The sequence below is a fragment of the Kitasatospora cheerisanensis KCTC 2395 genome (genome assembly GCF_000696185.1).
Classification (GTDB): domain Bacteria; phylum Actinomycetota; class Actinomycetes; order Streptomycetales; family Streptomycetaceae; genus Kitasatospora; species Kitasatospora cheerisanensis.
This window is the reverse complement of the sequence record NZ_KK853997.1, coordinates 6515587-6532976: the sequence shown is the minus strand read 5'-3', so window position 1 is coordinate 6532976 and position 17390 is coordinate 6515587. Positions and strand designations below refer to the sequence as shown.

The following is a 17390-nucleotide window of genomic DNA, read 5'->3' as shown; positions in this document are numbered from 1 at the left end:
CGGCCCGGGCGGCTCAGCCGGCGGCGGCGGTGCGCAGGTGGCCGAGGACGAGTGGGTCTATGTGGGCGGCGACCAGGCGGCCTTCGAGGTTCTCCACGCCGGCCCAGGTGTCCAGGTCCTGGTAGCCGAGGCCGGCCAGCAGCGCGGTGACCTCGGTGGCGAGTTCGCCGTCCAGCGGGAGCAGGGTGGCCGGGTCGGGGGTGCCGTGCAGGATCTCGTGCAGGGCGAGCAGGCGGCGCAGTTCGCCGACCGGGTCGGCGTGGTCGTCGACCCGCAGGTCGTGGGAGGTGTCGCCCCAGCCGCCGACGCCCCGGCCCGGGTCGACCACGTACAGCGCGGCGCTCTGCCGGCCGCGGGAGTCGCCGCCGGCCGCGTCGCCCGCCGCGAGGGCCGCCACCAGCCGTTCGGCGAGCGGCAGTTCGGCGGAGGCCAGCCAGGCGTCCGCCATGTCCCGGACCACCTCGGGGCCGGTCAGGATGTTGCCCTGGATCGCGTAGTCGGGGCCGGCCACGCCGCCCGCCCAGGGCAGGCACTCCTCGCCGGTCCAGCTCTCGGCGCTCTCGGGCCCGACCACGCCGAGCTGGCGGTGCGCCCGCCCGTCGTCGGCGGCGAGCAGCGCCGCGACGGTGTCGGCGGGCGAGGTGCCGGTGCGCAGCATGGCCATGCCCTGCGGGCGGTAGGCGACGTTGGCCCAGGCCTGGCTGGCGAGTGCGCCGGTGCCGCTCTCGGCGGCCGGCACCAGGGCGCCGACGGAGAGGAACTTGCTGGCCACGGCCACGCCGTAGGCGTTTCCGTGTCGAGCGACGATGGAGAAGGTCACGGTGCCCGACCATAGTCGTGGCCAAACGTTTCGTCCACGGTCCGACGGCCCGTCGGCACATTCCGGCAAGCCGCGCAGCGGGTGCCGGTCTCGTCCCCGGCACCCGTCGCCCGCGCGGCGGCTCAGAGGTCGAACTTGGCCCGCTTGTCGGCCGGCACCAGGTCGACGTACTCGGGGTGCTTGCCGATCCAGCCGCGGATGAACGGGCAGTACGGCAGGACGCTCTCGCCGCGCTCGCGGACGGTGTCCAGGGCGGCGCGGGCCAGCTTGCCGCCGAGGCCCTGGCCCTCGAACGCGGAGTCGATGACGGTGTGGACGAAGGCGATCTGCCCGCCGTCGCGCCGCTGGTACTCGGCGAACCCGGCCAGTCCGGCGTCGGTGCGGATCTCGAAGCGGGACTGCTCGGCGTTGTCGGTGACCTGGGGTTCCATCGGTGCTGCTCCTGGTTCTCGAGGGTGCTGGGTCGAACGATAGGGGGCCGGCGGCCCGTCAGTGTGCGCGCAGTGCAGCGAGTTGTTGCTCGAAGGGCACGACCTGCTCGGCCGCGGGGCCGCCGCGGGCCGCGCGCCCAGCAGGGCGGCGAGTTCGCGGGCGGCGCGGTCGATCCGGCCGGCCAGCGAGCCGTCGGCGCCGTTCGCGCCCCAGTCCTCGGAGGCGGCGAACACCGCGGTGGGCACCACCACGGCGCGCAGGTAGGCGAACAGCGGGCGCACGGCGTGCTCCAGGGCGAGGCTGTGCCGGGCGGTGCCGCCGGTGGCCGCGGCCAGCACCGGGGTGCCGGCCAGCGCGTCCTTGTCGAGCACGTCGACGAAGGACTTGAACAGTCCGCTGTAGGAGGCGGAGAAGATCGGCGTGACGGCGATCAGGCCGTCCGCCTCCTCCACCGCCCGGACGGCGTCGCGCAGCGCGGGCGGCGGGAAGCCGGTGACCAGGTTGTCCGCGATGTCCCGGGCGAGCTCCCGGAGTTCGACCACCCGGACGTCCACCTCCCGTCCGGCGGCGTGCAGTTCGCGGGCGGCGGCGCCGGCCAGCCGGTCGGCGAGCAGCCGGGTGGAGGACGGGACGGACAGGCCGGCCGTCACCACGACCAGTTTCAGCGCGCTCATGCGGCGGCCTCCTTCTCCTGCCGGGCCGTCACCAGGGCGGCGTGGGTGGGTCCGTCGGGGACGCCGGCGGGCCGGTCCTGCGCGAACTCCTTGCGCAGCACCGGGACGACCTCCTCGCCGAGCAGGTCGAGCTGCTCCAGGACGGTCTTCAGCGGCAGTCCGGCGTGGTCCATCAGGAACAGCTGGCGCTGGTAGTCGCCGAAGGTCTCGCGGAAGGCGAGGGTCTTCTCGACGACCTCCTGCGGGCTGCCGACGGTCAGCGGCGTCTGCTCGGTGAACTCCTCCAGCGACGGGCCGTGGCCGTAGACCGGGGCGTTGTCGAAGTAGGGGCGGAACTCGCGGACCGCGTCCTGGGAGTTCTTGCGCATGAACACCTGGCCGCCGAGTCCGACGATCGCCTGCTCGGGGGTGCCGTGGCCGTAGTGGGCGTAGCGCTCCCGGTAGAGGTTGACCAGGCGCTGGAAGTGCTCCTTGGGCCAGAAGATGTTGTTGGCGAAGAAGCCGTCGCCGTAGTAGGCGGCCTGTTCGGCGATCTCGGGGCTGCGGATGGAGCCGTGCCAGACGAACGGCGGGGTGCCGTCGAGCGGGCGCGGGGTGGAGGTGAAGGACTGCAGCGGGGTGCGGAAGCGGCCCTGCCAGTCGACGTCCTCCTCGCGCCACAGCTGGTGCAGCAGCGCGTAGTTCTCGATCGCCAGCGGGATGCCCTGCCGGATGTCCTGCCCGAACCACGGATAGACCGGGCCGGTGTTGCCGCGGCCCATCATCACGTCGACCCGGCCCTCGGCGAGGTGCTGGAGCATCGCGAAGTCCTCGGCGATCTTCACCGGGTCGTTGGTGGTGATCAGCGTGGTGGAGGTCGAGAGGATCAGCTTCTCGGTGCGGGCCGCGATGTACCCGAGCATGGTGGTCGGCGAGGACGGGACGAACGGCGGGTTGTGGTGCTCGCCGGTGGCGAACACGTCGAGGCCGACCTCCTCGGCCTTGAGCGCGATGGCCACCATCGCCTTGATCCGCTCGTGCTCGGTGGGGGTCCGACCGTTGGTGGGGTCGGTGGTCACGTCGCCGACGCTGAAGATGCCGAACTGCACCGCTCTCAACTCCTTCTCGGTTGATTCAACATTCAACCACTCGCTTGAACCACTCGCCACTCCGATCTGTTCCCGCCACGATTCCGCCGCGGTTGACCGAAACGCCGACACCCTGAGCAGTTGATCGGATACACAGAGTTGACCGATCGTCAGACGTTCCGCTTACCTGGGGCACGCCCTCGGGCACGGACGGTCACCCACCACCCTCCGGTGCCCTCCCCTGCCCGTCCGCCTGCCACCGGAGCCGTCCGTGCGCCTGCGCCAGTACCTCGCCCCGCTCGTCGCCGCCGTCGCCCTGTTCGCCACCGCCGCGCCCACCGCGAGCGCCGCGGCCCCGGCCGAGCTGCGGATCACCCTCACCACCGAGTGCTCCGCCGACTTCCGGCACGGCGACTCCCGGCTCGGCCCGGACCAGCTGCCCACCGCCGGACCGGTCGGCCTCCAGCTCATCGGCTACCTGCGCACCGGACTGCTCGGCGAGCAGCAGTTCCTGAACACCTACTACGACAGCGCGGCCGGCAGCTGGAAGTACCCGCCGTCCGACGGCTACCTGCTGCTGCCCGACGGCACCCCGCTCGCGTACGACACCACCCTGCGGCCCGGCCAGCAGATCGACCGCTACGGCAGCGAGTACGGCTCCTTCCTCGCCCCCGAGGGCCTGCCGTACGCGGCCCGCTCCATCCCGCCGTCCAGCCTGGACGGCAACCCCGCGGCCGGCTGCAACTACCACGACTACCGGGTGCTCAAGGCCTTCGCCGTGCACTCCGGCCCGATAGCCCCCTGGTTCGGCCAGCCCGGCCTCGGCCTCCAGTACCAGCTGGACGCCTCCCTGGTGCCCGGCGCCCCGAGCCGGATCAACGTCGGCTGGCTGGTCGACAACGGCTACCTGGCCCGCCTCGCCTGACGCCCGATCAGCTCTCGGCCAGCGCCTGGTCCAGCCAGGCCAGCCAGAACGACTCCAGCTGGATGCCCGCCTGCAGCACCACGTGCTGCAGGCGGTTCTCCGTCTCCGCCCGCTCCGGCGGGAAGTCGCGCCGCTCGATCTCCAGGTACTCGTCCAACTGCGCCCGGTGCAGCTCCCGGTGGCGCGCCAGCTCCTCCGCCAGGCCGTCCACCCCGAGCACCGCGGCGGCGCGCAGCCGCAGCAGCAGCGGGTCCCGGATCGGCTTCGGGTCCTGCGCCTGCCCGACCCACTCGCGCAGCTGCGCCCGCCCGGCCGGCAGCACCTCGTACTCCTTGCGCTGCCCCCGCCCCGCCCCCGGCGCCGAGGCCCGGACCAGGCCCTCGCGCTCCAGCCGGCCCAGCTCGCGGTAGATCTGCTGGTGCGTCGCCGACCAGAAGAAGCCGATCGACCGGTCGAACCGCCGGGTCAACTCCAGCCCCGAGGACGGCTTCTCCAGCAGGGCGGTGAGGATCGCGTGCGGCAGTGACATGCGGCGATCGTACGGGCCGCCGGGCCGGGCCCGGCCGCGGCACCCGCGGCAAAGGGTTCGGTCCGGGGTCTTGTGCCGCCCCGGCCGGAGGCGAATACTCCTTGCAGCGCTTGTCAGGGGCAGATCAGAAATGGGTCCTGTGGTCGACCGGACCGCGATCGCCGCCTGCCCGCGCCTCACGGCCCGTCAACGTTCCGGGCCTCCCCCACACCCCAGGAGGAGAACTGTGAGGACCCTGCGCACCACCCTCACGTCGCCGTCCCGCTCCCGCGGCCGGCTGCTCGCCGTCACCGCCGCCCTCGCCGCGGCCACCGCCCTCGCGATCCCGACCGCCGGCGCGGCCGCGCCGGCCGCCGACGCCACGCTGCTCGCCCAGGTCAGCGCCTCGGTCGAGCAGACCGGCGTCAACGGCATCGCCTGGCACACCGACCAGGCCACCGGCCGGGTCGTCGTCACCGCCGACAGCAGCGTCAGCCCTGCGGCGCTCGCCAAGCTGACCAAGGCCGCCGGGACGAAGCACCTCAAGATCGAGCGCGTTGCAGGAACGTTCAACCCGCTGCTGTCCGCCGGCGCGGCCATCTACGGCGGCGGCTACCGCTGCTCGCTGGGCTTCAACGTGGTCAAGGGCGGCGTCTACTACTTCCTGACCGCCGGGCACTGCGGCAACATCGCCAGCACCTGGTACAGCAACTCCGGCCAGACCACCCAGGTCGGAACCACCGTCAGCTCCAGCTTCCCGGGCACCGACTACGCCCTGGTCAAGTACAGCTCGACCAGCCACCCGGGCGGCTACACGGCGGCCAGCGCGTACGTCGGCGAGACCGTCAAGCGCACCGGCTCCACCACCGGCACCCACAGCGGCACGGTGACCGCCCTCAACTCGACCGTCCGCTACTCCGACGGCAGCACCGTCCGCGGCCTCATCCAGACCACGGTCTGCGCCGAGGGCGGCGACTCCGGCGGCCCGCTCTACGACGGCACCAAGGCCCTCGGCCTGACCTCCGGCGGCAGCGGCAACTGCAGCACCGGCGGCACCACGTTCTTCCAGCCCGTCACGGCGGCGCTCTCCGCGTACGGCGTCTCGCTCTACTAGAAAGCGCTACCGGGGCCTGTCTTCGAACCCCGCCCGCCCCGGCCGCGGGGTGGCGACGGCGGTTCGAGGACAGGCCCCGGGCCGTTCCTCGCGGATCGCCCGATCACCGCTCGCCCCCGCAACCGCACCCGCGCCCGGACCCGGACGCCGTGGACCGACCTGCACGGCGACCCTGCCGAACTGGCGTACCTGAGCGGCGAGTTGCGCGCGGCCCTCGCCCCTCGCCCGGCCGGCACCCCCGCCCCCGGGCCGGGTTGCGGTGCCGCGGCTCGGGCGCCCGTCGTCACTGGCCCTGGCCGGCGCTCCCGACGGGGCCGATCTTCACCGGGGATCCGCTGCCGTCCGTGACGGGCAGCGAACCGGCGCCCGGCCACGGGAGGGTGACCGACTGGGTCTCGTCGGGCGGGGTCACCACCAGGCCGGTGATGCGGACCCCGGAGCCGCCCGAGGTGTTGGCCGGGTAGCTGATGCCGAAGTACGTCGACGTGCCGGCTGCCACGACACCCGCGACGACCGGCTCCCCGGAGCGCTTCGCGGACAGCGTGCCCGCGGAGGTCTTCAGGTCGACGCCCGCGTAGCCGGACAGCGTGCAGTCCTTGCCGCTGTGGTTCTTCAGCTCGACCACGACGGTGTGGTCGGCGTCGCCGGTGATGGTGCGGTCCGCCGCGCTGACGGTCAGGTCCGCGGTCCGGCACTTGGCGGCCTTCCCGGCCCCGGTGGAGCCGGCCGGTGCGGCGGCGGGCGGCGTGCTGCGCTTGCTCGGGCCGTTCGCCGTCGGCGCGCCGGAGACCTGACCGCCGCCGGGGACGGCGCCGGTGGAAGCGGTCGGAGCGCCCGACGGCACGCCCTGTGCGGTGCCCGTCTCCTCGTCCTGGCAGGCGGTGAGCGAGAGGGCGGCGGCAACGGCCAGGGCGGTGAGGGCGATCTTGCGGACGCGCACGGTGTTCTCCTCCGGAAGGGGCGGCGGGTGTCTCGAAGACCGGGACCGCCCGCACGACCGAACCGTTGCGGCCCGCCCGCTCCCAGGACAGGGCTGTGACACGGACAACGGCACGCCCTCCACACCCTCGCCCGCCGCACCGTGCCGCGGACCTGCGCGGACGGCCGGTTCGCCGCACCGCACCCCACCCTCGACGCCCTCGCAGGCCACCGGTACAGACCCGTGACCACGACAGCCTTGACCGCGGGACACGAACCGCGGGACACGCCGCGTCGTCGCGCTGCGCATGCTCCAGCAGCTTCGCCCAGGTTCCGTCCGCCTCCCGGCAGGCGAACCTAGGCGGCCTGCCACGGCCCGTACCGTTCTGGGAGATCCCGCCACGGGGCCCCGGCCCGAAGCCGCCGCAGCACACCGTTGCCCACCTGCCGGTGCTCACGCCACGGCCGACCACGCCCGCCCACCTGCGGTCACAAGGGCTCTATCCGCGAGATCAACTGTCCACATGCCCGCCGTCCGACTCGACCGGGGGCCCGTGACGAAGCGGCTCAGGCGATACCCCGACGGATACTCCTGGCGACCGCACAGCGTGTCGATCCGCAGCAGCGACGCATCCGCTCCCGCATCGCCCAAGCGGCGCACGTGGGCCAACCCAGGATCACCGGCCCGCGCCGGACCGACAAGGCAATTCGACCGGGCCCCTTCCGTCCGGTGATCATTTGTCAGACACGCCCTGGGCGCGCCCGCGCGAGGCCCGGGCGGCCACCCACTGCTGGTAGATCAGGCGGAGCACGGCGGCGATCTGGGCGCTGCCCGCGGCGGTGCTCAACGCCGCCAGCGAGCCTGCCGGTTGGGCCGGTGAGGTGTCGGCCAGCCAGCGCTTCCAGGCGTCGGCCGTCCGCGGCTCGGGCACCTGGGCCGGCGCAGGTCCCGAGGTCTCCGCCCAGCGCTCCAGTGCCCGCGCCAGCCGGTTGCGCTGGCCGGTCGAGAGCTTCCGCAGGCCGATCACGCGCAGGCTCTGCCAGACCAGTTCGGGCCGCAGGTCGCCGACGGCGACGGTCAGTCCGAGCAGCAGCGCCTGGTCCCGGGAGGCGGCCTCGACCCCGGGTTCGTCGCACAGTTCCGCCAGCCGCTCCCGGGCCTCCGCGGCCTCGCGGCGGGCCGAGCCGGACGAGCGCCGCACCTGCCGGGCCAGCTGCCAGCGGGCCAGTTGGATCCGCAGCGGCATGAGCGGTTCGCTGCGCCGCTCGGCGAGCCGGGCGGCCTCCGCGAGCAACTGCCGGGCCCGCCCGGCCTCGCCGCGCGCCACCGCCGCGACGGCCTGGGTGTACACCGCCTCGACCAGGGTCTCGCCGTCGTCCTCCTCGGCCGCCCGGTCCCTGGCGAGGGCCGCCAGGGCGGCGGCCCTGTCCTCGTCGCCGAGTTCGGCCCGGACCCGGGATTCGAGCAGCAACGTCCGGGCGCTGGCCCGGCCGGAGGGATGGGTGGCCAGCACGTCCAGCGCGGCGTCGGCGTCGCCCAGCGACAGCAGCTTGGTGACCTGGACCTCCGCGTGCCGCTCCCACTCCGCGATCGGCACCTGCCGCAGCTTCGCGGGCGCCAGGGTGACGCCCGAGCGGGAGGCGAGGTAGGCCTGCCCGCGCGGCGGCAGGTCGTCCAGGGAGCGGATCAGCAGGGCTTCCACGCCGGGCACCCAGCGGGCGTCCAGGGCGGCCACCGGCTCGCCGAGGCTGAGCCGGTGGTAGAGCTCCTCGGCCCGGTCGGCCTGGCTGGTGCACCCGCGGTAGTACTGCACGGCGGCCCGGTGGATCGCCGCGACCTCCGCCGACTCGTCCTGCCGCAGCAGCGGGAGCAGCTGCCGCCGGACGTCGCCGCGGTGTTCGAGCGCCCCGTCGGGTGCGCGGGTGAGCAGGACGGCCTCCCGGCCGCAGAGGTCGAACAGCTCCCCGGCCCGGGCGTCGTCCGGCGCCTCGACGCCGCAGGGCGCGGCGAGCACGTGCCTGATCACGCCCGGGGTGATCCGCCGGACGACGAGTCCCAGCCTGGCGAGCTTCCGGACGTCCGGGTCCTCGATGTGGTCGAGCACCCGCCGGTAGAGCCGGCCCTGGATCCGGTCGCCGGCCGGGGCCCGGGTGTTCTCCGCCCGGACGTCGGCGAGTTCGGCCCGTCCCCCGCAGCCGAGCAGGTCGGCGGCGAGGCGCAGGCTGAGCGGGTTGCCGCCGACCGTGTCGATCAGGTGGTCGGCGTCCGCCGGGTCCGGGGCGGTGTCCGGCTCCATCAGGGCGGTCAGGTAGCCGCGGGCCGCCTCGCGGTCGAAGTGCGGCACCTCGATCGAGCGGGTCGGCCGGTCGACCTCGGCGCGGCCGGCCAGCACCACCCGGAGCAGTGGGCTGCGGCGGGCGAACTGGTCGAACATCCGCCAGAGTTCGGCGAGCGCCTCGGGGCCCTGCCGCTGGGTGGTCTCGAAGTTGTCGATCGCCAGCAGGACCGGGCGGCCCGGGAAGCCGTGGGCCAGGAATCCGGTGAAGTCGCGGTAGAGCCGGGGCCGTTCGGCGGGGGCCGTCAGCAGCGTCGGCGAGGCGGTGATGTGGTCGGCGGTGGCCCGGGAGCCCGCCGTGGGCTCGGGGACGGCGGAGGCCAGCCGGTCGAAGTCGGGGAGCTGGGCCCGGCCGATCCAGGCCGCCCGGAAGCGCTGCTCGGCGGGCCGCAACTCGGGGAACTGGATCCGGAGTTGGCGCGCCGATTCGAGCAGCAGGCTGAGCGGCTCCTGGGCCAGCATGCCGGGCCGGTCCAGGTCGAGGTAGGCGAACGGGAGCGGCTCGGCGGCGTGTTCGCCGGCCCGGTCCAGGAGGAACTTCGCCAGCACCGTGGACTTCCCGATGCCGCCCGGCCCCGCAGCAGCAGCGGCACGGCCGCGGTCGCCCCGCCGACGTGCTCGGCGAGCTCCTCCAGGACGGCGTCGCGGCCGCCGAAGTGGTCGCCGACCAGCCGGGCCAGCGGGGCGAGCAGCTGGCGCCGCTCGATGTGCGCGTTGATCTCCTCCTGCGGGGGCAGGCCGGGGACCGCCCCGGCGATCCAGTCGGCGACCCGGGCGGTGGCGAGGAGTTCGGTGAGGGACTGCTGCGCGAGCGGCGGCGCGGTTCCGGTCAGGTACGCGGTGAGGGCGTCCTGGACCGGTCCGTGCGGCTGGTCGGGGTTGGCGGCCAGTGCCCGGCGGACGGCGTCCGGCCCGTCCAGCCCGGCGATCGCCTCGCGCCGGGCCGAGTCCCGCAGGCGCAGCTCGACGCGGCCGCCGTCGCCGTGGACCGGCTCGCTGGCCCGGGCCAGCGCGTCGCGGGCGCCGTCGTCGGGTTCGCGGCCGACCGGGCGGATCGTCTCGGGGTCGAAGCCGACCAGGACGGCCGCCGCGGCCCGGTAGGCACGTTCGGCCTCGTTGGGCGCCGCGGCCTCCCCGCGGGCGAGCGAGGACAGCCGCTCGTCGGCCATCTCGGCGGTGATCCGTGGCCGCGGCCGCTTCATCTACATCACCACCCGCCCGAACAGGCCCTCTTCGACGGTCCGGATGGCGTTGGACAGTTCGCCGAGCCGCTGCCCGGGGTCGGCCGGCAGCAGCCGGAACACGTGCTCGGCGGCGAGCGCGGCCGCGTCCCGGTCGAGGTCGACCTCGGCGAGGTCCGCCAGTCTGAGGAACAGCTCGCGGACCACCTGCTCGTCGACCGGCCGGACCACCTCGGAGAGGACCGAGTCCAGCGGGCTCAGGTCGAGCCGGCTGTAGCCGAGCAGCACGACCCGCAGGCCCGGGATCTTCTCGCGCAGGGCGGCGCCCGCGAGGAAGGAGATCAGGCTCTCGGTCTCCTCCAGCATCCGGACCCGGTCCACGCTGTCGATGACGAAGACGTACCGGCAGTCCGGCGAGGAGTCGCGGCCGAGCTCCCCGACCAGCCAGTCGACCAGGTCGACCGCCTCGCCGCCGTCCTCGGCGGAGGGGTCCACCGCCGGGGCGGCCAGGCCGAGTTGGCGGGCGATCGAGGCCATCAGGTGGTAGGGGGTGCACGGCCGGCGCCAGAGGGCGAGGTCGATCAGTACGGGGCGGAAGGTCCCCTCCCGGGCGGCGATGTGGGTGACGAAGAAGTAAGTGAACGACTTCCCGCAGGGCCGCTGACCGTTGACCACCAGCACCCGGCTCCGGCTGGCCGACACCAGGTCCTTGAAGTGGCTCCGGAGCAGCGCGCGGTCCACGCAGAGCCGCTGGCCCACCAGGTCCATCAGGAACGGGTCGGGCTGGTCCGGCGGGCCGGCCTGCTTCGCGAGCAGTTCGCCGGCCACCTCGCACACGCCCGGGTACCGGCAGGCCGCGAGCATGGTCAGCAGGTCGGGGAGCCAGCCGGTCCGCTCGGCGTCGTCGACGACGTCCTGCACGACGGCCTCCATGGTCCGGCCGCCGGGCAGGGCGCGCAGCGAGTGCTCGATCCCGCGCAGGTCGAACCGCAGGGCGTCGAGGTCGTACAGCTGGGCGACCACCGTCACCACGCGCTGGAAGTCGGGCCCGGACAGGTTCACGGGGCGCTCCCGCCGCCGCCGGACGGGAAGACCTGGTCGGCCGCGCCGCGGCGGGCGAGCCGCTCGTGGACGGCGTGCAGCGGCACCGCCTCGTTGTACTCGGGGCGGTGCGCCGGATCGAAGTTCGGGTCGCCGGAGTGGTGCAGCGCCACCAGTTCGAGGTTGCGGTTGAAGCAGGGCGCGCCCGAGGAGCCGCCCTCGGTGTCGACGCCGTGGCGCACCCTGGTGGTGTTGGCGTTGACGCCGAGCAGCGCGCCGAACGCCAGGGTCAGCGGGCGCTCGGCGGGGTGCTGGAGCACGAACAGCGTGCTGCCGGCCGGCGGCAGTTCGGCGAAGCCGGTGATCCAGCCCCGGGCGGGTGCGGTCGGCGCCGCCCGGTCGGGTGCGACGGAGTCCTCGCCGGGGGCCGGGTCGAGGCGGAACACCGCGTAGTCGAGTTCGTCCTCGGTGGGCAGCCGGTCGCCGGGGTCGAGGGCGGTGTCGACCGTGCTCGGCGGGCTGGAGTCCAGCAGCCAGTCCGCGCCGCGGAGCCGGTACTCGGTGCCGGGGTTGAGCACCGTCCCGTCGGCCGACCTGCGGTGGTCGAGGCGGAGGACGACGGACGACGGCGGCACGTCCCCGGTGATCACCGGTTCCAGGACGTGGTGGTTCGTCATGGCCGTGTCGGGGCCGACCAGCAGGGCGGTGCCGGTCGCCCGCAGGCCGCCGACCGGGTACTCGACCCGGCCCACCAGGCCCTCCAGCGCGCCCAGCCGGGTCCGCCAGGCCTCCGGGTCGAGGTAGCCCGGCTAGGCGCCCAGCACCCGCTGAAGTGCGTCCCGCCGCTCCCGGCCGACCGGTGCCAGCCCGAACCCCTCGGCGAACTCGGCGAGTTGCGGGTTCCCCGGGTTGGACTCGCGGGCGCCCGCGATCAGCTCCTGGATCCACCCCTCGCGGTCCGCCGTGTCCAGTACCTCGAACACGACGACGGCGAGGCTCGCGCCGAGCGAGATCCCCTCCCGTTTGCGGGAGAGGTGGAAGCGCAGCATCTGGTCGAACGAGTTCAGGTCGAACGCGTCCTGGAAGGCCTCGCTGGCCTTCTTCAAGTCCCGTCCCGACATGGCCATGGCCGGACTCCCTCGGGCTCCGCCCGCTCAGCCGACCAGCGCGCGGACCGGGTCGCGGACCGCCGCGCTGCTCAAGTACTGCTGCGCCCCGTGGTGGTTGGCGCTGTCGTTGACCACCGTCACGTCCTCGGTCAGCTCGCCCGGCCGGAACTCCGGGCGCACCGTGTGGTCCAGCGCGACCAGGTCCCGGGTGTCGGAGGCGTTGCGCCAGGCGGCCACGCCGGGCGGCACCTCCAGCGGCTGCTCCAGCCGGTCCTGGATCTCGGTGATCCCGAGCGGCGACCCGATGGTCACGAACAGCGGCACCTCGCGGCCGGCCGCGCGCAGCACCTCGTAGGCGACGACCGAGCCCAGGCTGTGGCCCACCACCACGACCGGGCCCTCGGTGCCGGCCAGGGCCTGCCGCGCGACCTCCCGGATCGGCTCGCCGAGACCGCCGAAGAAGTAGGCGTACACGTCCTTGAACGCCCGCTGGATCAGCAGCCGGAACACGGCCGTCCGCCCGGACCGGGGCAGCGGCAGCACCTCCAGCGCCCGGTCGCCGTCCTCCCCGGCCCCGAGCGCCTCGGCCGCGTACGTCATGTCGGTCAGCCACTTCTCCAGCGCCGCCTCGTCCGGGCCCGCCGCGGGCGCCCGGCCGCTCTCGAACGCGGACGGCGGGACGCTCTCGCCGCGCGCCTCGGCGAGCACCGACTTCGCGAAGTCCTCCGGCGGGACGGGCACGGCCCGGACGGCGACCTCCAGCGGCGACGCCGCCGGCCGCTCCGCGTCCCCGTCGGTGGCCCCCGGCAGCGGCTGCGGGTACCGCAGCGGCGCCCAGTACGCCAGCCGCGACCGCCCGCCCATCGCCCGCCCGAACAGTGCGTCGTCCCACTGCGCGTTCAGCTCCGCCTCCGGCGGCTTGTTGCCGATCCCGTGCACATAGACGACTGCCAACTCCATGGCGCACCTCGCAGAAGAACGCCCCGACCACCAGTCTGGATCCCCCCGCCGCCACCCGCACCGCCCCACCGCCACCCCTCCCCGGCCGGCCGGTTGCGGGACTTCGGGACCGAGCCGCCCGACGACCGCGGGCGGGGCGTCTCAGTGGCCGACCGGCCCCGGGGGCGCGGCGTTCGCGGGGCCGCGGTCGTCGCCGGCCTTCATGGTCTGCTTGATCCAGTCCGCGTAGGCCGGGGCGCTGGTGTACAGGCCGGGGCCTCCCGAGCAGGGCACGTTCGGGGCGCCCGGGCCCGAGGTGACGCCGACCAGCTCCCAGCGGCCGGCCCGGGACTTCTGGAGCTGCGGGCCGCCGGAGTCGCCGTGGCAGGCCATCGCGTGGGGCTTCAGGCTGATCGTGCACAGCCTGGTCGGGCCGGCGTATCCGGGCGCGCATTCGGAGGGCGCTCCCAGCCGGGTGTTCAACTGCTGGAGCCGCTCGGAGAAGGCGAACTCGCCTTCCACGGTGGTGCCGAAGCCGAGCAGTCGGGTGGGCGTCCCGGGCCGCCCGGCCTCCTTCGCGATCGGGACGGGCCGCTGGGCGACGGGCCGGTCGAGCCGGATCAGCGCGAGGTCGTCGGTGTTGAAGCTCGTCCCGCCGCCGTTCGCGTAGCCGGGGTGCACGAAGGTCCGGTCGATCTTCCGCACGGTGCCCCCGGAGGTGCGCCGGTCGCTGCCGATCCGGACGGTGCCGTCCAGTTCGATGCCCTCCCCGGTCACGCAGTGGGCGGCGGTCAGGACCCACTGACGGTCGATCAGCGAACCGCCGCAACTGCCGTCCAGCAGGCCCGCTTCGGGGGCCGACATCGGGATCGCGGCCATGAAGGGGTAGCGTTCGCCGGCGTCGTCGCCGTTGATGACGGCCCCGGCGCTGCCCGCCGTGACGGTGGCGAACGCGAGGGCGGCAAGGGTTCCGGCGACGATCGCGCGGGCGGCGGCGCGGCGGGATTTCGGGTGGGGCACGGAGGCTTCCTTCGTTCGGGGAGGCTTGTGTGCCCAGCCTGCGCCATCAAGATCCACTGGCCCATGGTGCCAGCAGGCGGACCGACCGTGGGGGCACCGGGACCGGCAATGGTGGGGTTGTCCCCCGCCCGCCCCCGCCCCGCCCCGCTCGCCCTCGCCCCCGCCGCGCCGGACGGAAGGGGCGGGGCGGGAGCTCAGGTGCCCGGGTCCCGGAGGGTCAGAGCGTCGCGGCCAGGCGGGTGCCCTGGTCGATGGCGCGCTTGGCGTCGAGTTCGGCGGCCACGTCGGCGCCGCCGATCAGGTGCGGTTCGACGCCGCGCTCGCGGAGGGCTGCGACGAGGTCGCGGCGGGGTTCCTGGCCGGCGCAGAGGACCACGGTGTCGACGGGGAGGGTCTGCTCGGCGCCGTCGACGACCACGTGCAGGCCGGCGTCGTCGATGCGGCGGTACTCGACGCCGGGGACCATGACGACGCCGCGGTGGCGCAGTTCGGTGCGGTGGATCCAGCCGGTGGTCTTGCCGAGGCCGGCGCCGATCTTGCCGGTCTTGCGCTGGAGCAGGTGCACGCTGCGCGGGACGGCGGGGCGGGCGGGGGCGGTGAGGCCGCCGGGGGTGGTGTGCTCGGCGTCGACGCCCCAGGTGGCGAGGAAGTCGGTGGCGCCCGGGTCGGTGAGGTATTCGGCGACGTCGAAGCCGATGCCGCCGGCGCCGATCACGGCGACCCGGTCGCCGACCTTCGCGCCGTCGCGCAGCACGTCGAGGTAGCCGAGCACGCTCGGGTGGTCGACGCCGTCGATCTCGGGGACGCGCGGGGTGACGCCGGTGGCGAGGACCACCTCGTCCCAGCCGGTCAGCTCGTCCGCGCCGACGACCGCACCGAGGCGCAACTCGACGCCGGTGCGGGCGAGTTCGTGCCGGTAGTAGCGCAGCGTCTCGTCGAACTCCTGCTTGCCGGGGACGCGGCGGGCGACGTTGAGCTGTCCGCCGATCTCGTCCGCGGCGTCGAACAGGGTGACCTGGTGGCCGCGGTCGGCGGCGGAGACGGCGAAGGCCAGGCCGGCGGGGCCGGCCCCGACGACGGCGATCCGCTTGCGCAACCGCGTGGGCGAGAGCACGAGTTCGGTCTCGTGGCAGGCACGCGGGTTGACCAGGCAGGAGGTGATCTTCGCGCTGAAGGTGTGGTCCAGGCAGGCCTGGTTGCAGCCGATGCAGGTGTTGATGGCCTCGGGGGTGCCGGCGGCGGCCTTGTTGACGAAGGCGGCGTCGGCGAGCATCGGGCGGGCCAGCGACACCAGGTCGGCGTGCCCGGTGGCGAGCAGTTCCTCGGCGAGTTCGGGGGTGTTGATGCGGTTGGTGGTGACCAGCGGGATGCCGACCCGGCCCATCAGCTTCTTGGTGACCCAGGCGAACGCGCCGCGCGGCACCGAGGTGGCGATGGTGGGGATGCGGGCCTCGTGCCAGCCGATGCCGGTGTTGATGATGGTCGCGCCGGCGGCCTCGATCTCCTCGGCGAGCCGCACCACCTCGTCGAAGGTGGAGCCGCCGGGGACGAGGTCGAGCATGGACAGCCGGTAGATGACGATGAAGTCGGCGCCGACCCGTTCGCGGACCCGGCGGACGATCTCGACCGGGAAGCGCATCCGGTTCTCGTAGGAGCCGCCCCAGCCGTCGGTGCGGTGGTTGGTCTGCCGGGCGATGAACTCGTTGATCAGGTAGCCCTCGGAGCCCATGATCTCGACGCCGTCGTACCCGGCGGCGCGGGCGAGTTCGGCGCAGCGGGCGAAGTCCTCGACGGTCTGCTCGATCTGCTCCTCGGTCAGCTCGTGCGGGACGAACGGGCTGATCGGAGCCTGCAGGGCGGACGGGGCGACCAGGTCCTCGTGGTAGGCGTACCGCCCGAAGTGCAGGATCTGCAGGGCGATCCTGCCGCCCTCGGCGTGCACCGCGTCGGTGATGGCGCGGTGTTCGGCGGCCTCCTCCTCGGTGGTGAGCTTGGCGCCGCCGCCCCAGGGCCGGCCGGCCTCGTTGGGGGCGATGCCGCCGGTGACGATCAGGCCGACGCCGCCGCGGGCGCGCTCGGCGTAGAACGCGGCCATCCGCTCGAAGCCGTGCTCGGCCTCCTCCAGGCCGACGTGCATGGAACCCATCACCACCCGGTTCGGCAGGGTGGTGAAGCCCAGGTCGAGCGGGGCCAGCAGGTGGGGGTACGCAGCAGTCATCGACGCCTCCGGTCAGGATTTGTTACCCAACGGTAGGGGTCGCCCGCCCGACTGTGCAACTAGTTGCACAAACCTTGGCGGACCGCGCGGGCAGCCCCTTGGCCGGTACGGCGCGGCGATAGAGTCGGAGCATGAGTACGGACGAGGCGAGCGTGCGGATCGACAGCTGGATCTGGGCGATCCGGCTGATCAAGACCCGTTCCGCGGCGGGCGCGGCCTGCCGGGCCGGGCACGTCAAGGTGAACGGGGCGACCGCCAAGCCCGCGCAGCACGTCAAGGCCGGCGACGACGTCCGGGTGCGGGTCGAGGGCCGGGAGCGGATCGTCCGGGTGGTGCGGCCGATCGCCAAGCGGGTCGGCGCGCCCGTCGCCGAGACCTGCTACGTCGACCACAGCCCCCCGCCGCCGCCGCGCGCCGAGCGCCCGGCCGAGGTCGGCCTGCGCGACCGCGGCGCGGGCCGGCCCACCAAGCGCGACCGCCGCGACCTGGAGAAGCTCCGCGACGGCTACCGCCCGTACTTCTGATCCCGGGTCAGCTCGCCCGCTCCTTGGCGGCGCGCACCTGCTCGGCGAACTCCTCGGCGGTGATCCGCTCCACCGCGGCCCCGTACTTCGCGGCCAGTTCGTCGGCGGGTGCGCTGTCGTGCTCGACCAGGTCGACCACCAGCAGCGCCCGCCCGCTGTCCACCCGCGAGGACAGCACGATCAGGCCCGCGCCGCCGTCGGTCATCTCGGTCTGCTCGGCCGCGTTGCCGATCGCCGCGCCCGCGGCGAAGCCCAGCAGCACCCCGATCGGCCCGCCGAGCAGCCCGACCAGCCCGCCGACCAGGCCGGATCCGACGGTGGGCACGCCGGCGCCGCGGATGTGGCTCTCGGGGATGTCGACGATCCCGTCCGCGTTGCGCTCCAGCACCGCGACCTGGCGCAGCCCGGGCAGGTGCATGGCGTCCTCGTAGGCGCGGCGGCAGGCCTCCTGGTCGGTGAAGCCGAGCAGCAGCACGTTGTGGTGGTGGTCGCTCATCGCATTCCCCTTCGCCGACCCGTCGTCATGCCCCGCACCGCGCGGGCACCTCTCCCACTCATCCTGCC

General features: G+C 74.2%; 16 protein-coding genes and 2 pseudogenes. 3 read left to right on the top strand and 15 right to left on the bottom strand.

The features are described from left to right. Positions 1–13: 13 nt before the first annotated feature. From KCH_RS29280 to KCH_RS29265, 4 genes and pseudogenes are all read right to left on the bottom strand, one after another. Entirely contained in the window at positions 14–820 is an 807-nt protein-coding gene (locus KCH_RS29280; protein ID WP_035867915.1) for a DUF1028 domain-containing protein, read from the bottom strand. A 122-nt stretch (positions 821–942) separates the two neighbouring features. Beyond that, on the bottom strand, positions 943–1251 hold the full coding sequence (locus KCH_RS45190; protein WP_035867912.1) for a GNAT family N-acetyltransferase: 309 nt from the start codon (positions 1249–1251) through the stop codon (positions 943–945). A 58-nt stretch (positions 1252–1309) separates the two neighbouring features. Continuing rightward, positions 1310–1926, bottom strand: a pseudogene (locus tag KCH_RS45185) (FMN reductase). Further along, positions 1923–3014, bottom strand: coding sequence for an LLM class flavin-dependent oxidoreductase (locus KCH_RS29265; RefSeq protein WP_035867908.1), 1092 nt, complete (start codon positions 3012–3014; stop codon positions 1923–1925). Before KCH_RS29265 ends, KCH_RS45185 begins: the two are co-directional and overlap by 4 nt. Positions 3015–3264: 250 nt before the next feature. On the opposite strand from KCH_RS29265, the gene KCH_RS29260 reads away from it, so the two are divergent. Beyond that, positions 3265–3918, top strand: coding sequence for a TNT domain-containing protein (locus KCH_RS29260; protein WP_035867904.1), 654 nt, complete (start codon positions 3265–3267; stop codon positions 3916–3918). A gap of 7 nt (positions 3919–3925) precedes the next feature. Here KCH_RS29260 and KCH_RS29255 read toward each other — a convergent pair whose 3' ends face one another. Next, the gene (locus KCH_RS29255; protein ID WP_035867901.1) at positions 3926–4447 is read right to left on the bottom strand and encodes a PadR family transcriptional regulator; all 522 of its coding nucleotides are present in this window, start codon (positions 4445–4447) and stop codon (positions 3926–3928) included. Positions 4448–4673: 226 nt separating this feature from the next. Between KCH_RS29255 and KCH_RS29250 the strand changes: the two genes are divergently transcribed. Next, entirely contained in the window at positions 4674–5540 is an 867-nt protein-coding gene (locus KCH_RS29250) for a S1 family peptidase (protein ID WP_035867893.1), read from the top strand. Between the two features lie 283 nt (positions 5541–5823). On the opposite strand, the gene KCH_RS29245 is transcribed toward KCH_RS29250, so the two are convergent. The 9 genes and pseudogenes from KCH_RS29245 to KCH_RS29215 form a co-directional block, all read right to left on the bottom strand. Then, the gene (locus tag KCH_RS29245; RefSeq protein ID WP_035867892.1) at positions 5824–6480 is read right to left on the bottom strand and encodes a DUF4232 domain-containing protein; all 657 of its coding nucleotides are present in this window, start codon (positions 6478–6480) and stop codon (positions 5824–5826) included. A 344-nt stretch (positions 6481–6824) separates the two neighbouring features. Then, positions 6825–6941, bottom strand: a pseudogene (locus KCH_RS40215) (transposase); the annotation flags it as partial. 251 nt (positions 6942–7192) lie between these two features. Further along, positions 7193–9343 (bottom strand): hypothetical protein, encoded by a 2151-nt coding sequence (locus KCH_RS29240; protein ID WP_157032237.1) that lies wholly within the window; start codon positions 9341–9343, stop codon positions 7193–7195. Between the two features lie 653 nt (positions 9344–9996). Then, entirely contained in the window at positions 9997–11037 is a 1041-nt protein-coding gene (locus KCH_RS29235; RefSeq protein WP_035867888.1) for an effector-associated domain EAD1-containing protein, read from the bottom strand. Next, positions 11034–11768: a trypsin-like serine peptidase gene (locus tag KCH_RS37985; protein WP_051653574.1), complete on the bottom strand. Its 735-nt coding sequence runs from the start codon at positions 11766–11768 to the stop codon at positions 11034–11036. Before KCH_RS37985 ends, KCH_RS29235 begins: the two co-directional genes overlap by 4 nt. 57 nt (positions 11769–11825) lie before the next feature. After that, positions 11826–12143 carry an effector-associated domain EAD1-containing protein gene (locus KCH_RS37980; RefSeq protein ID WP_051653573.1) on the bottom strand — a complete coding sequence of 106 codons (318 nt, stop codon included), beginning with the start codon at positions 12141–12143 and terminating at the stop codon, positions 11826–11828. Positions 12144–12170: 27 nt separating this feature from the next. Then, positions 12171–13085: an alpha/beta hydrolase family protein gene (locus KCH_RS29225; protein ID WP_157032236.1), complete on the bottom strand. Its 915-nt coding sequence runs from the start codon at positions 13083–13085 to the stop codon at positions 12171–12173. Between the two features lie 141 nt (positions 13086–13226). Further along, positions 13227–14084 (bottom strand): S1 family peptidase, encoded by an 858-nt coding sequence (locus KCH_RS29220; RefSeq protein WP_051653572.1) that lies wholly within the window; start codon positions 14082–14084, stop codon positions 13227–13229. Positions 14085–14301: 217 nt separating this feature from the next. Then, positions 14302–16302, bottom strand: a complete 2001-nt coding sequence (locus KCH_RS29215) for an NADPH-dependent 2,4-dienoyl-CoA reductase (protein WP_035867883.1) — start codon at positions 16300–16302, stop codon at positions 14302–14304. Between the two features lie 131 nt (positions 16303–16433). Between KCH_RS29215 and KCH_RS29210 the strand changes: the two genes are divergently transcribed. Beyond that, positions 16434–16826 carry an RNA-binding S4 domain-containing protein gene (locus KCH_RS29210; RefSeq protein WP_035867881.1) on the top strand — a complete coding sequence of 131 codons (393 nt, stop codon included), beginning with the start codon at positions 16434–16436 and terminating at the stop codon, positions 16824–16826. A gap of 7 nt (positions 16827–16833) precedes the next feature. Here the strand turns inward: KCH_RS29210 and KCH_RS37975 are convergent, their stop codons facing one another. Further along, a complete protein-coding gene (locus KCH_RS37975) occupies positions 16834–17322 on the bottom strand; it encodes a hypothetical protein (RefSeq protein WP_051653571.1) in 489 nt (162 codons plus the stop codon). Positions 17323–17390 lie beyond the last annotated feature (68 nt).

What these genes read in the sequence shown, in the direction of transcription:
- KCH_RS29225 (WP_157032236.1), bottom strand. Translation starts at nt 13,085, where the DNA reads ATGGAGTTGGCAGTCGTCTATGTGCACGGGATCGGCAACAAGCCGCCG.
- KCH_RS37975 (WP_051653571.1), bottom strand. Translation starts at nt 17,322, where the DNA reads ATGAGCGACCACCACCACAACGTGCTGCTGCTCGGCTTCACCGACCAG.
- KCH_RS29255 (WP_035867901.1), bottom strand. Translation starts at nt 4,447, where the DNA reads ATGTCACTGCCGCACGCGATCCTCACCGCCCTGCTGGAGAAGCCGTCC.
- KCH_RS45190 (WP_035867912.1), bottom strand. Translation starts at nt 1,251, where the DNA reads ATGGAACCCCAGGTCACCGACAACGCCGAGCAGTCCCGCTTCGAGATC.
- KCH_RS29210 (WP_035867881.1), top strand. Translation starts at nt 16,434, where the DNA reads ATGAGTACGGACGAGGCGAGCGTGCGGATCGACAGCTGGATCTGGGCG.
- KCH_RS37980 (WP_051653573.1), bottom strand. Translation starts at nt 12,143, where the DNA reads ATGGCCATGTCGGGACGGGACTTGAAGAAGGCCAGCGAGGCCTTCCAG.
- KCH_RS29215 (WP_035867883.1), bottom strand. Translation starts at nt 16,302, where the DNA reads ATGACTGCTGCGTACCCCCACCTGCTGGCCCCGCTCGACCTGGGCTTC.